The 13,567-nt window shown below is 57.0% G+C and carries 12 protein-coding genes; 3 read left to right on the top strand and 9 right to left on the bottom strand.

Going from position 1 to position 13,567, the window contains the following annotated elements:
* Window positions 1-75 precede the first annotated feature (75 nt).
* Window positions 76-1,320 (top strand): polysaccharide deacetylase family protein, encoded by a 1,245-nt coding sequence (locus RT644_RS21555; protein ID WP_020456582.1) that lies wholly within the window; start codon window positions 76-78, stop codon window positions 1,318-1,320.
* 4 nt (window positions 1,321-1,324) lie between these two features.
* Here the strand turns inward: RT644_RS21555 and panD are convergent, their stop codons facing one another.
* The 9 genes from panD to thpR all read right to left on the bottom strand — a co-directional run bounded on the left by panD (window position 1,325) and on the right by thpR (window position 8,395).
* Window positions 1,325-1,705, bottom strand: a complete 381-nt coding sequence (panD, locus tag RT644_RS21550) for an aspartate 1-decarboxylase (RefSeq protein ID WP_020456583.1) — start codon at window positions 1,703-1,705, stop codon at window positions 1,325-1,327.
* 137 nt (window positions 1,706-1,842) lie between these two features.
* Window positions 1,843-2,697 (bottom strand): pantoate--beta-alanine ligase, encoded by an 855-nt coding sequence (gene panC, locus RT644_RS21545; RefSeq protein ID WP_097406990.1) that lies wholly within the window; start codon window positions 2,695-2,697, stop codon window positions 1,843-1,845.
* An 11-nt stretch (window positions 2,698-2,708) separates the two neighbouring features.
* Window positions 2,709-3,500, bottom strand: coding sequence for a 3-methyl-2-oxobutanoate hydroxymethyltransferase (panB, locus tag RT644_RS21540; RefSeq protein ID WP_313628039.1), 792 nt, complete (start codon window positions 3,498-3,500; stop codon window positions 2,709-2,711).
* A gap of 108 nt (window positions 3,501-3,608) precedes the next feature.
* Entirely contained in the window at window positions 3,609-4,088 is a 480-nt protein-coding gene (folK, locus tag RT644_RS21535; RefSeq protein ID WP_097406992.1) for a 2-amino-4-hydroxy-6-hydroxymethyldihydropteridine diphosphokinase, read from the bottom strand.
* The gene (pcnB, locus tag RT644_RS21530) at window positions 4,085-5,482 is read right to left on the bottom strand and encodes a polynucleotide adenylyltransferase PcnB (RefSeq protein WP_238328404.1); all 1,398 of its coding nucleotides are present in this window, start codon (window positions 5,480-5,482) and stop codon (window positions 4,085-4,087) included. The genes folK and pcnB overlap by 4 nt, the downstream gene beginning before the upstream one ends.
* A 55-nt stretch (window positions 5,483-5,537) precedes the next feature.
* Complete coding sequence (gluQRS, locus tag RT644_RS21525; protein ID WP_313628037.1) at window positions 5,538-6,434, bottom strand: tRNA glutamyl-Q(34) synthetase GluQRS; 897 nt, start codon at window positions 6,432-6,434, stop codon at window positions 5,538-5,540.
* An 87-nt stretch (window positions 6,435-6,521) separates the two neighbouring features.
* Window positions 6,522-6,977, bottom strand: a complete 456-nt coding sequence (gene dksA / locus RT644_RS21520) for an RNA polymerase-binding protein DksA (RefSeq protein WP_007373199.1) — start codon at window positions 6,975-6,977, stop codon at window positions 6,522-6,524.
* A gap of 173 nt (window positions 6,978-7,150) precedes the next feature.
* A complete protein-coding gene (sfsA, locus tag RT644_RS21515) occupies window positions 7,151-7,855 on the bottom strand; it encodes a DNA/RNA nuclease SfsA (protein ID WP_020456588.1) in 705 nt (234 codons plus the stop codon).
* 9 nt (window positions 7,856-7,864) lie between these two features.
* Window positions 7,865-8,395, bottom strand: a complete 531-nt coding sequence (thpR, locus tag RT644_RS21510) for an RNA 2',3'-cyclic phosphodiesterase (RefSeq protein WP_017457974.1) — start codon at window positions 8,393-8,395, stop codon at window positions 7,865-7,867.
* A 73-nt stretch (window positions 8,396-8,468) separates the two neighbouring features.
* Between thpR and hrpB the strand changes: the two genes are divergently transcribed.
* Together hrpB and mrcB are read left to right on the top strand one after the other, a co-directional pair.
* A complete protein-coding gene (gene hrpB / locus RT644_RS21505; protein WP_313628035.1) occupies window positions 8,469-10,898 on the top strand; it encodes an ATP-dependent helicase HrpB in 2,430 nt (809 codons plus the stop codon).
* 117 nt (window positions 10,899-11,015) lie between these two features.
* Window positions 11,016-13,544: a bifunctional glycosyl transferase/transpeptidase gene (gene mrcB / locus RT644_RS21500; RefSeq protein ID WP_017457976.1), complete on the top strand. Its 2,529-nt coding sequence runs from the start codon at window positions 11,016-11,018 to the stop codon at window positions 13,542-13,544.
* The last annotated feature ends 23 nt before the right edge of the window (window positions 13,545-13,567 follow it).

Here is a 13,567-nt window from a genome sequence, read left to right as displayed (position 1 = left end):
TTAGCCTGCTCATTGCCGTTGGTTTCTCCCGTTCTGTTGCTACAATAGGTGCAGTTTTTCTATTCGGTCCGTCTCATGTCTCGTTTGATTACCCTTTTACTGTTGCTGGTTGCCTTGAACGCATCTGCCAGTATTGTCAGTGAACAACGCATTCCCGCGCGCTATATGCAAACCACCGAAGATGCCAATATCTGGGCGCAGGTGGGGGATAGAGTCGTTACCGTCGGCAATATTCGCGCCGGTCAGATCCTGGCGGTGGTGCCGGGGGCGGAAGATTATTACGCGTTTCGCTTTGGTTTCGGCAGCGGGTTTATCGACAGAGGCCATCTTGGCACGGTGTCAGGTAATGAGCGGGTAGAAGATACGCTGGGCGATCTGAATAAGCCGCTCAGTAATCAAAACCTGATCACCTGGCAGGATACGCCGCTCTATACGTCGCCGGATATCACCAGTAAACAGGTTGGCACGCTGGCGGAAAACCTGCGTTACCCGATAATCGATAAGCTGAAAGACCGCCTGAACCAGACCTGGTTTCAGATCCGCATCGGCAACCGGCTGGCGTGGATCAGCAGCCTGGATGCGCAAGAAGATAGCGGCATTCCGGTGCTGACTTATCATCACATCTTGCGCGATGAAGAAAATACCCGCTTTCGCCACACCTCGACCACCACCTCGGTGCGTGCTTTTACCAACCAGATGACCTGGCTGCGCGATCAGGGTTACACCACGTTGTCGATGTACCAGCTGGAAGGTTATGTGCGTAACCGCATGAATTTGCCCGCGCGTTCGGTGGTGATCACCTTTGATGATGGGCTGAAATCGGTCAGCCGTTACGCTTATCCGATCCTGCGAGAGTACGGTTTTAAAGCGACAGCGTTTATCATTTCGTCACGTATTAAGCTCAAGCCGCAGCCGTGGGATCCGAAATTCCTGCAGTTTATGAGCGTGTCGGAGCTGAATCAGATTCAGGATGTGTTCGATGTGCAGTCACATACCCATTTCCTGCACCGGGTTGATGATGCCATGCACCCGATTTTGCTCAGCCGCAACTATCACAATATTCTGTTCGATTTTAAACGCTCGCGCCGCGCGCTGGCGCAGTTCAACCCGCATGTGCTTTACCTTGCCTATCCCTTTGGCGCGTATGACGACAAAGCGGTGAAAGCGGCGAATGACGCCGGTTTTCATCTGGCGGTGACCACGGTGCGTGGCAAGGTGAAACCGGGAGATAACCCGTTTTTACTGAAAAGGCTGTACGTACTGAGAACGGATTCGCTGGAGACAATGTCGCGGCTGATCAGTAATCAGCCGCAGGGGTAGGACATCAGGCAACCTGAACCGGCACGGCTTTCGCGGTGCGTTTCATCTCATTGTCGCCATCAAAATAGGCCACTTTCGGCTGCCAGCTACGGGCAACTTCATCCGGCACGGTGACGTAGCTGGCGATAATCAGGATATCGCCGACATCCGCGCAGTGCGCTGCCGCGCCGTTAACCGAGATAATGCGTGAGCCGCGCTCGCCGGCAATCGCGTAGGTAGAAAAGCGTTTGCCGTTGGTCACGTTATAAATATCGATGGCTTCGTATTCCAGAATACCGGCCGCCTCAAGGAAATCCTGGTCAATCGCGCAGGAACCTTCGTAGTGCAGGTCGGCCTGCGTCACTTTGACGCGGTGGAGCTTGCCTTGCAGCATCGTGCGAATCATAAGTTAAACCTTCATTACTGATAATTAACCTGAAAATGGAGGGCGGCTCCCTGCGAATCCCTCGTGTGCTCGCGCCACGTCCTGGCGGGCGTAAGGGCAAGCCAGGAGTGGAGTATTGCCCGATTTTTTCGCCCTGTCTAGCGGGCTAACTCAACGACTTTGTTGTCGATAAGCCGCGCCTGACCAAGCCATGCCGCCATCAAAATCACCGCGCGTTTACTGTCCTCAGACAGCGCCAGCAGCGTATCTGCATCGCGGATCTGAATATCATCGGCGCGCAGACCCGCGTCGTTGATCTCCTGCCCGGCAATGGCAATCAGTTCTTCTTCATTGCGCTCGCCTGCCAGCAGTTTATCGGCAATCGAATTCATCACTTTGCTGAGCGCCGGGGCAATTTTGCGCTGTTCGGCAGTGAGATAGCCATTACGCGAACTCAGCGCGAGGCCATCTTTTGCGCGCACGGTCGGCACGCCGACAATCTCAATGTCGTAGCCCATGTCGGCCACCATTTTGCGGATCAACTGCAACTGCTGGTAATCCTTCTCGCCAAAACAGGCGATATCCGGTTGTACCAGGTTGAACAGCTTACTGACGATAGTCGACACGCCACGGAAATGGCCAGGACGGCTTGCGCCTTCCAGCATGGTGGAGATACCCGGCACATCAACATACGTTTGAGTGTCGGTGCCCTGCGGGTAGATATCTGCTGGTGCGGGGGCGAAAACAAGATCGACTTTGCGCTTGTTCAGCTTCTCGCAATCTTCCTGCAGGGTGCGTGGGTAGCGCACTAAATCATCCGGGCGGTCGAACTGCATTGGGTTAACGAAAATACTCACAACCACCACATCGGCGCGGGCTTTCGCTTCGTCGACCAGCTTCATATGGCCATCGTGCAGGTTGCCCATCGTTGGCACCAGCGCAATACGCTTACCTTCCTGATGCAGCCTGCGGATGTGCTGGCGCAGCAGCGGGAGGGTTTCAATAATCAACACAGTAAGGCTCCTTAATGGAAACTATGTTCTTCACCCGGATAGGCTCCGGATTCGACGTCGGCAACATACTGCCTGACCGCTGCGCGCATGTCGCCTGCTTCATTGAGGAAATTTTTCGCGAATTTCGGGATATGCCCGCCGGTAATGCCGAACGCGTCATGCATCACCAGAATCTGGCCGTCGGTGACATTGCCTGCGCCAATACCAATTACCGGAATGGTTAACGCCGACGTGATGCGCTGCGCCAGCTCGACCGGAATACACTCCAGCACTAGCAGTTGCGCGCCAGCGGCTTCCAGCGCCAGCGCATCGTCAAGCAGCCCTTGTGCCGCGTCGCCGCGCCCCTGAACTTTATAACCGCCGAAAATATTAACAGACTGCGGCGTCAAACCCAGGTGGCCGCACACCGGCACGGCGCGCTCGGTCAGCATTTTCACCGTCGGCGCCAGCCAGCGACCGCCTTCGATTTTCACCATATTGGCACCTGCGCGCATGACCTCGGCGGAGTTGTCAAACGCCTGCTCCGGCGTGGCGTAGGCCATAAACGGCAGATCGGCGAGCAGCAGGCAGGCCGGTGCGCCACGGCGAACAGCCTGGGTGTGATAAGCGATATCGGCAACCGTTACCGGCAGAGTGGAGTCGTGACCTTGTACCGTCATCCCTAACGAATCACCAACCAGCATCACGTTAATCCCTTCTTCGGCAAACAGTTTCGCGAAGCTGTAGTCGTATGCGGTGATAGTGGCGAAGCGTCTCTTTTCCTGCTTGCACTTGTGCAGCCAGGAGATCGTGGTGGGTTTCATAGCGTTTCCTGATAGTCGAAAGCGATTCTGGCGCATTCTAGCAGCAACCATCAGGTGGGCAATGATTTTAGGCAAGCGGTGAGCGCGGGGCGTGACGAAAGCGGGAAATTACCAGGCGTCGGGTTTCGGCGCGTTCAGGTTCGCAAGAATTTCCTGCAACGATGTGCCGTCCGGGAAGTGCAGATCGGGCGCAATTTCAAACAGTGGCCACAACATAAAGCCACGGTTTTTCATGTCGTAGTGCGGCACCGTCAGGCGTTCGGTATTCAGGGTAAGATTGCCGAACAGCATGATATCGAGATCGAGCGTGCGCGGTCCCCAGCGTTCTGCTTTACGTACGCGGCCTTGCTGGAGTTCAATGCGTTGCGTGTGATCGAGCAGCGTTTCTGGCGTAAGGTCGGTTTCCAGCGCCACGGCGGCGTTGAGATAGTCCGGTTGATCCGGCGGGCCAAGCGGGGGAGTGCGATATAACGAAGAGACCGCCACGATGCGGCTTTGTGGGATCTCTCCGAGGGCGGTCATCGCGGCGTTAACCTGGTCGAGCGGTGACGCCAGGTTGCTACCGAGCGCGATATACGCGAGGGTCATGCGCTACCTTCGCGGCGCGGCGTGCGTTTGCGCGGGCGGCGGTGGCGACGGCGTTCTGCCGGTTCATCGCCTAAATCATTGAGCATATCTTTCTGGGCTGGCGGTGCGGAAACCTGGAATTCACCCCACCATTTCGCCAGACGTTGCAGCTCGCCGTTATTTTCGGCTTCGGCGCGCAGCGCCAGTAAATCATAGGCCGCGCGGAATTTCGGGTGTTCCATCAGTTTCCATGAGCGCTTGCCCTGGCGACGGGACATCCGCAATTGCAACTGCCAGATATCACGGATCAGCGTGGTGATGCGTTTTGGGATCGCCAGTGAACGGCACGCTTCATCCAGCACGTCGTTCATCGCCAGCGCGAAAGCGTCATAATAGGCCAGACCGCCTTCCTGGGTAATGCGCTGGGCGTTTTCCAGCAGCGGATACCAGAACATCGCAGCAAACAAAAACGCCGGATTGACGCGCATGTCGTTGCGAATGCGGTTGTCGGTATTCTTCAGCACCTGGTCAATAATCCGCTCCATCGGGCTGTCGCCTTTTTCGGTGAAGTAGCGGGTGATGCTGGGGAACAGCGGCTGGAACAGACCATATTCACGCAGTAAACGGTAGGTTTCGTAACCGTAACCGGCCTGCAGCAGTTTCAGCGATTCCTCAAACAGGCGCGCAGGAGGAACATCGTTAATCAGCGTTGCCAGGCGCGGGATCGGCTCGGCGGTCTCTTCGCTGATACGCATATTGAGCTTGGCGGCAAAGCGCACCGCGCGCAGCATGCGCACCGGATCTTCGCGATAGCGGGTTTCCGGGTTACCAATCAGGCGAATCACACCCTCTTCCAGGTCACGCATACCGCCGACGTAATCACGCACGGTGAAATCAGCAACGCTGTAATAAAGGCTGTTGATGGTGAAGTCGCGGCGCTGGGCATCTTCTTCGATGGAACCGAAAATGTTGTCACGCAGCAGCATGCCATTCTGCCCGCGCTGGGAGATGGTGCGATCGGTTTGTTGTTCGTCGTGATGACCACGGAAGGTGGCGACTTCGATAATTTCCGGCCCGAACATCACATGTGCAAGGCGGAAACGGCGGCCGACCAGGCGGCAGTTGCGGAACAGTTTACGCACCTGGTCCGGCGTTGCGCTGGTGGTCACGTCAAAATCTTTTGGTTTTTTGCCCAGCAATAAATCGCGCACGCCGCCGCCTACCAGGTAAGCGTCGTAGCCCGCTTTATTCAGACGATAGAGCACCTTGAGCGCATTTTCACTGATATCTTTGCGGGAAATAGCGTGCTGCTCACGCGGAATAACCGTCATCTGCGGTTGGGCCATAGCCTCAACGACCATGCTCTCTTCGCGGCTTAGCACCTTGCGGCAAAAATTAGCGACTCGGGTAAAAATAGTACACCTCGGTAGTGTCAAACGTCAGGACAAAAAAATAGCGGCTAATCATAGCTCAGCGCGAGCCGTTTGAGAATGCTGTATTCGCATCCACGGCATCTGGCACACGGCAAAGCGTCCAGTTTTCCACCGCTTTTTGCAGCAGCGCGTCGATGCGCAGATCCTGCCACTCATTTGTTACATCCTGGTTCAAAAATTGTAAAGCCCTGATTATTACCGGGCGCGGATCGCCTTCAGGCAACGCGGGGGCGTGGTTTTGCTTGGAAAGCTTATTTCCCTGCTCGTTGAGCGCCAGCGGCAAATGAACATACGTCGGCACCGGCCAGCCAAACTGGTTATAAAGGGAGATTTGCCGCACCGTGGGTTCTATCAGATCCGCGCCGCGCACAATTTCTGTGACGCCCTGAAAATGGTCATCGACCACCACCGCGAGATTGTAGGCAAACAGCCCGTCGCGGCGGTGAATAATAAAATCTTCCCGCGCCAGTTTTTCGTCGGCGGTGATGCGCCCGCGTAATTTATCGTCGAAGTGCAGCACCGGATGCTGCTGTACCAGCCGTACGGCGGCGTTTTGCGGGCCATTTTGTAATGTCCGGCAATGCCCGTCGTAGGTGCCACCGATGCTGTGGATGCGGGCGCGCGTGCAGGTACAAAAATAGCTCAGGCCTTTGCGTTGTAAGGTGGCGAGCGCCTCGCGGTAGGCGTCATGGCGACGGGATTGCCATAGCACATCGCCGTCCCAGTGCAGACCATAATGCTCAAGCTGGCGAAGAATGGTGTTTGCCGCGCCGGGAACTTCTCTGGGGGGATCGATATCTTCGATGCGAACAAGCCAGGTGCCTTGGCTGGCGCGGGCTTGCAGATAGCTGCCGAGAGCAGCAATTAACGAACCAAAATGCAGTTCACCGGATGGGGATGGCGCAAAGCGCCCAATATAGTGTGATTCAGGCATGTCGCTGGCAAAAATATAGGCGGGAATCGATCCCGCCGTATAGGGCGCACCACGCCTTAGCGGTGCGCCGTTGAAGACGTCAGGGGATTAACCCGCCATCTGTTTTTCGCGGATTTCCGCCAGGGTTTTGCAGTCGATGCACAGGTCGGCAGTCGGACGTGCTTCCAGACGACGGATACCAATTTCAACGCCACAGGATTCGCAGAAGCCGAAATCTTCGTCTTCCACTTTTTTCAGCGTCTTCTCGATCTTTTTAATCAACTTGCGCTCGCGATCACGGTTACGCAGTTCGAGGCTGAACTCTTCTTCCTGCGCGGCACGGTCGACCGGATCGGGGAAGTTAGCTGCTTCGTCCTGCATGTGCGTGACGGTGCGATCGACTTCATCCCTAAGTTGATTACGCCATGCTTCAAGAATACGCTTGAAGTGCGCCAGCTGGGCTTCGTTCATATACTCTTCGCCCGGTTTCTCTTGATACGGCTCCACCCCAGCGATGGCGAGAATACTCAGGGACGATGTTTTACGGTTTTGCCCTTCTTGCATGTTGCTTCTCCTTAACACGCACTATCGATCCCCGTGTGGGGGAAAAATCAGGCCGCTATAAATAGCAGATGCTTTTACGGATGGCAAATATCTAAACGTAACACTTGACAACCCTGTGAAGAAAAGCGTATTTGCGCACGCGACCAAATCACTTACTCGTCAAAAGCTTGCCTTTATACCGTAAAAGGTAGTGGCAACTTAAGAGTGATATTATCGGCAGAAAGTTCCGCTTTATAAGCGATAACTTCTACCCCCCGGTGTTGTGCCTCATTCAATAATCGTGCGTATTCCTCGTCAATATGGCGTGCCGGAGAAAAATGTTCAACGGCGGAGTGCAGAACGGCAAACAGAATTACCGCGCGATCGCCGTTGGCCGCGACGCTCATTAATTCCCGTAAATGCTTCTGCCCACGCAGGGTGACGGCATCCGGGAAGTAGCCTGACTGCTGCTCGGCGAGCGTGACCGATTTCACTTCAATATAGCAGTTGCGCCGGTCATCCGCCTGTAACAGAAAATCAATTCTGCTACCTTCCGCACCATATTTTACTTCGCTTTTCAGCGCGCTATATCCGCTGAGTTCAGGCACCTGGTCAGCAAGTATTGCTTCTTTTGTCAGCATATTTGCCCGCTGAGTATTGACGCAAATAAATGCCCCCTGTTGGGTTTGGGATAATTCCCACGTATGGGCATATTTACGCTTAGGATTATTCGACGTGGAATACCAGACCGTGTCGCCTGGCGTCGCGCAACCGGTCATCGCACCGGTATTCGGGCAATGCAGCGTGAGGGTTTCCCCTTCAGGCGTGATCACATCCGCAAGAAAGCGTTTATAACGCTGAATCAGCGTGGCGGATTTAAGCGGCGGGGAAAAATCCATGGAAAATCCTTATTTTTTAAGCGTCCAGCGATGCAACGGCGTGTAGCGGGTTCGACCCTGGATAAATTGTGATTCATACAATGCAAACGCCGTCACCGGAAACGACCAGCGAAAACCCGGCGGTGGGATCGTGACAGCGTGGCTGGCGTCGCGCAGTAGCGTAATGTGCGGGTGAAACGGCTGCGGGCTTTGGTAACATCCGCTGCGGGACGCCTGGGCGCGGAGCATATCCGCCAGTTGCAGCAACCCTCGCGGCGGCTGGCGTGAACCGAGCCAGACGACACGCGAACGCAGCCATTGCCCGGCATCATCCAGCGTGAGCGTGAAACCGGGCTGGCGTATCCGGCCGGCCAGCGCTTCCAGTGCGCGCTGTTTTTCCGCGCTGATTTCGCCGAGAAACGCCAGCGTCAGATGCAGATTCGCCGCTGCAATCGGCCGCCCCGCATCCGGCGGGAACTGTTGCGCACGCCATTGCACCACCTGCGTCTGAATATCCGCAGGGAGTTCAAGGGCGAAAAACAGCCTTTTTGGTTCAGACATGGCGGGCTCGAGGTCAAAGGTTTACGGCGATGTTATACTGCTGGCCGGCTTATGTTAACCCTCCGGAGCTTTTGTGTCCTCACTGCCAGTCGCCGCCGTTCTGCCCGACATTCTTTCTGCCCTGCGCACCGCGCCACAGGTGCTGTTAAGCGCACCCACCGGCGCAGGGAAATCGACCTGGTTGCCGTTGCAGCTGCTGCAACAAGGCGACATTACTGGCCGTATTTTGCTGCTTGAGCCGCGTCGGCTGGCGGCGCGCAATGTGGCACAGCGGCTGGCGGAGCTGCTGGATGAAAAGCCAGGCGAAACCGTGGGTTACCGGATGCGTGCGGAAACCTGCGTGGGGCCAAATACCCGGCTCGAAGTCGTGACGGAAGGCATTTTAACGCGGCTGGTGCAGCAAGATCCGGAACTCAGCGGTGTGGGACTGGTGATCCTCGATGAGTTTCACGAGCGCAGCCTGCAAGCGGATCTTGCCCTGGCATTGCTGTTAGACGTGCAGCAAGGGCTGCGCGATGACCTCAAACTGCTGGTGATGTCGGCAACGCTCGATAATGCCCGTTTGCAGGCGTTGTTGCCTGAGGCCCCGACCATTGTGTCTGAAGGGCGGGCGTACCCCGTTGAGCAGCGTTATCAACCGTTGCCTTCTCATCTTCGTTTTGATGAAGCCGTCGCCCAGGCGACCGCTGAATTACTGCGTAATGAACCCGGTTCGCTGCTGCTGTTTTTACCGGGCGTCGGGGAAATCCAGCGTGTGCAGGAGCAACTGGCTTCCCGCGTCGGCAGCGATGTTCTCCTCTGCCCGCTCTATGGTGCGCTGCCGCTCAATGAGCAGCGCAAAGCCATTTTGCCCGCGCCCGTCGGGCAGCGAAAAGTAGTGCTAGCGACTAATATCGCCGAAACCAGTTTGACCATTGAAGGCATTCGCCTGGTGGTGGATAGCGCCCAGGAGCGCGTCGCGCGGTTTGATGCCCGCAGCGGTTTAACACGGCTGGTGACGCAGCGCATTAGTGTTGCTTCGATGACGCAGCGTGCCGGACGTGCCGGTCGTCTTGAACCTGGCATTTGTGTGCATTTACTGAGTAAAGAGCAGGCGGAACGCGCGGCGGCGCAGAGCAGCCCTGAAATAGTGAGTAGTGATTTATCCGGACTGTTAATGGAATTAATCCAGTGGGGATGCCAGGAGCCTGCCCAGCTCAAATGGCTGGATCTGCCGCCAGCGGTGAATCTCGCGGCGGCGCGCAAGCTGCTCAGCCAGTTGCAGGCGCTTGAGGACGGGCGACTGACGCCGTTTGGGCAGCGCATGGCGGCGCTCGGTAACGAGCCGCGCCTGGCTGCGATGCTGGCGGCGGCAAATGGTCGCGATGAAATTGCCACGGCGGCGAAGCTGGCGGCGATTCTGGAAGAGCCACCACGCGGCGCAAACAGTGACTTGAGCGCGGCGTTTTCACGCAACCAGCCGAACTGGCAGCAGCGCGCGCGCCAGCTGGCCCGCCGCCTGAAAAGCAGCGATGGCGAGCCGGACAACACCGTACTTGCGCCGTTGCTGGCAAGCGCCTTTGCCGATCGCATTGCCCGCCGGCGCGGACAGGAAGGTCGCTATCAACTGGCGAACGGCATGGGCGCAACGCTGGACGTCGATGATGCGCTCAATCGTCACGAATGGCTGATAGCACCTCTGCTGTTGCAGGGTAGCGCATCACCGGATGCGCGGATTTTGCTGGCGCTGCCGCTGGATATCGACGCGCTTGTCACCCGCTGCCCACATTTATTGCAGCAGTCCGACACGGTTGAGTGGGACGAGGCGCAGGGCACGTTAAAAGCCTTTCGCCGCAGCCAGATAGGCCAATTGACATTAAAAGTACAACCGCTGGCGAAACCCTCCGAAGAGGAGTTGCATCGGGCAATGCTGAACGGTATCCGTGATAAAGGCTTGCGCGTGCTGAACTGGACGCCGGACGCCGAGCAACTGCGTTTGCGTCTGCATTGTGCGGCGAAGTGGCTGCCGGAAGTGGACTGGCCAGCGGTCGATGAGGCTTCGTTGCTGGAGAACCTTGAGCAGTGGTTATTGCCGCAAATGAGCGGTATTCGTTCGCTGCGTGAGCTGAAAGCGCTCGATTTAAGCCAGGCGTTACAAAATGCGATGCCGTGGTCATTACGTCAACGTCTGGATAGTGAGCTGCCTGCGCATTACACTGTGCCGACGGGAAGCCGGATAGCGATTCGTTATCACGAAGATAACCCGCCGGCGTTGGCGGTGCGCATGCAAGAGATGTTTGGCGAAGCGACAACGCCTGTCATCGCGCAAGGGCGTGTGGCGCTGGTGCTGGAACTGCTTTCCCCTGCGCAACGTCCGCTGCAAATCACCCGTGATTTAAGCGCGTTTTGGGCAGGCGCGTATCGCGAAGTGCAAAAAGAGATGAAAGGGCGCTACCCGAAGCATGTCTGGCCGGACGATCCGGCCAATACGGCACCGACGCGGCGCACTAAAAAGTATTCGTAACAGGGATGGGCTTTTCGCCATCGAACCGTGCGATAAATTGAGAGATTTCTTCTTCTGCCCCGGTGCGGAAGAGTTGAGAATCAGGCCCTTGCGCCTGAAAGTTGCGGAGAGTAAAGCATGGCGGGGAATGACCGCGAGCCAATTGGACGCAAGGGTAAACCTGCGCGTCCGGCGAAAGAGAAAATCAGCCGTCGTCGACTTCGGGAAGAGGAGTACGACGAGTATGAAGATGACGATGAAGACGAGGAACCGATGCCGAAAAAAGGAAGAGGCAAAGGCAAGAAGCCACGCGGCAAACGCGGCTGGTTCTGGCTGCTGTTAAAAATTGCCATCGTTCTGGCCGTGTTGTGCGCCATTTATGGCGTGTATCTGGATCAAAAAATCCGTGCCCGTATCGACGGAAAAGTCTGGCAACTGCCTGCCGCGGTATATGGCCGTATGGTCAACCTCGAACCGGATATGGCAATCAGTAAAAACGAGATGGTGAAACTGCTGGAAGCTACTCAGTACCGCCAGGTGACGAAGATGACCCGTCCCGGCGAGTTTACCGTGCAGGCGAAAAGCATTGAGATGATCCGCCGTCCGTTTGATTTCCCGGACAGTAAAGAAGGGCAGGTGCGTGCGCGTCTGACTTTTGACGGCTCTCGTCTGGAAACCATCGAGAATATGGACAGCAACCGCCAGTTCGGTTTCTTCCGCCTCGATCCACGCCTGATCACCATGCTCTCTTCGCCTAATGGCGAGCAGCGCCTGTTTGTGCCGCGTAACGGTTTCCCGGATCTGCTGGTGGATACGCTGCTGGCGACCGAAGACCGCCACTTTTACGAGCACGACGGCATCAGCTTTTACTCCATTGGCCGTGCGGTGCTGGCGAACCTGACCGCCGGACGCACCGTGCAGGGGGCGAGTACGCTGACGCAGCAGCTGGTGAAAAACCTGTTCCTCAGCAGCGAGCGCTCCTACTGGCGTAAAGCCAACGAAGCCTATATGGCGCTGATTATGGATGCCCGCTACAGCAAAGATCGTATTCTTGAGCTGTATATGAACGAGGTGTACCTCGGTCAGAGCGGCGACAACGAGATCCGCGGTTTCCCGCTGGCGAGCCTCTACTATTTTGGCCGCCCGGTGGAAGAGTTGAGCCTTGATCAGCAGGCATTGCTGGTGGGGATGGTTAAAGGTGCGTCAATCTATAACCCATGGCGTAACCCGAAACTGGCGCTGGAGCGTCGTAACCTGGTGCTGCGCTTGCTGCAACAGCAGAACGTTATCGACCAGGAGCTGTATGACATGCTGAGCGCGCGTCCGCTCGGCGTGCAGCCGCGCGGCGGGGTGATTTCACCGCAGCCAGCGTTTATGCAGATGGTGCGTCAGGAGTTGCAAGCGAAGCTCGGTGATAAAGTGAAAGATCTCTCCGGCGTGAAGATCTTCACTACTTTTGATTCCGTGGCGCAGGACGCCGCCGAAAAAGCCGCCGTGGAAGGTATTCCGCTGCTGATCAAGCAGCGCAAGCTGACCGATCTTGAAACGGCAATGGTGGTGGTCGACCGCTACACCGGTGAAGTGCGCGCGATGGTCGGCGGTGCGACGCCGCAATTCGCGGGTTATAACCGTGCGATGCAGGCGCGCCGCTCCATTGGTTCGCTGGCGAAACCGGCAACCTACCTGACGGCGCTAAGCCAGCCGAACATCTATCGCCTGAATACCTGGATTGCCGATGCGCCGATTTCACTGCGCTTGTCTAACGGCCAGGTGTGGGCACCGCAGAACGATGACCGTCGTTTTAGCGGCCAGGTGATGCTGGTCGATGCGCTGACCCGGTCGATGAACGTACCGACAGTGAACCTCGGGATGGCGGTAGGGTTGCCTGCGGTGACGGACACCTGGCAGAAACTCGGCGCGCCGAAAGATCAACTGACCGGCATGCCGTCTATGCTGCTTGGTGCGCTGAACCTGACGCCAATTGAAGTGGCGCAGGCTTTCCAGACCATCGCCAGCGGCGGTAACCGCGCACCACTTTCCGCGCTGCGTTCGGTGATTGCTGAAGATGGCACGGTGCTGTATCAGAGCTTCCCGCAGGCCGAACGTGCCGTACCGGCGCAGGCGGCGTACATGACGCTGTGGACGATGCAGCAGGTTGTCCAGCGCGGCACTGGTCGTCAGCTTGGCGCGAAGTATCCGGGCCTGCATCTGGCGGGTAAAACCGGTACGACCAACAACAACGTCGATACCTGGTTTGCGGGTATCGACGGGCGCGAAGTGACCATTACCTGGGTTGGTCGCGATAATAACCAGCCGACGAAGCTGTATGGTGCCAGCGGCGCGATGGCGATTTACCAGCGTTATCTGGAAAACCAGTCGCCGATCCCGCTGGATCTGACGCCGCCGGAAGACATCACCAATATGGGTGTTGATGACATGGGGAATTTCGTTTGCGGCGGTGGCGGTGTGCGCCAGCTTCCGGTCTGGACGACCAGCCCGGAAACGCTGTGCCAGCAAAACCAGGTGCAGCCGCAAACCGGCAACCCGTTTGATCAGTCCCAGCAGCCGCAGCAACCCGCGCAGCAGCAGCCTCAACAGCCACCGCAGCAGGAGCAGAAAAGCGATGGTGTCGCAGGCTGGATCAAAGAGATGTTCGGCGGTAACTAACTTTCTGCCGTGACGAAACCTGA

Source organism: Kosakonia sp. (genome assembly GCF_032104925.1).
Lineage (GTDB): Bacteria > Pseudomonadota > Gammaproteobacteria > Enterobacterales > Enterobacteriaceae > Kosakonia.
This window is presented reverse-complemented; position numbering and strand designations above follow the sequence as displayed.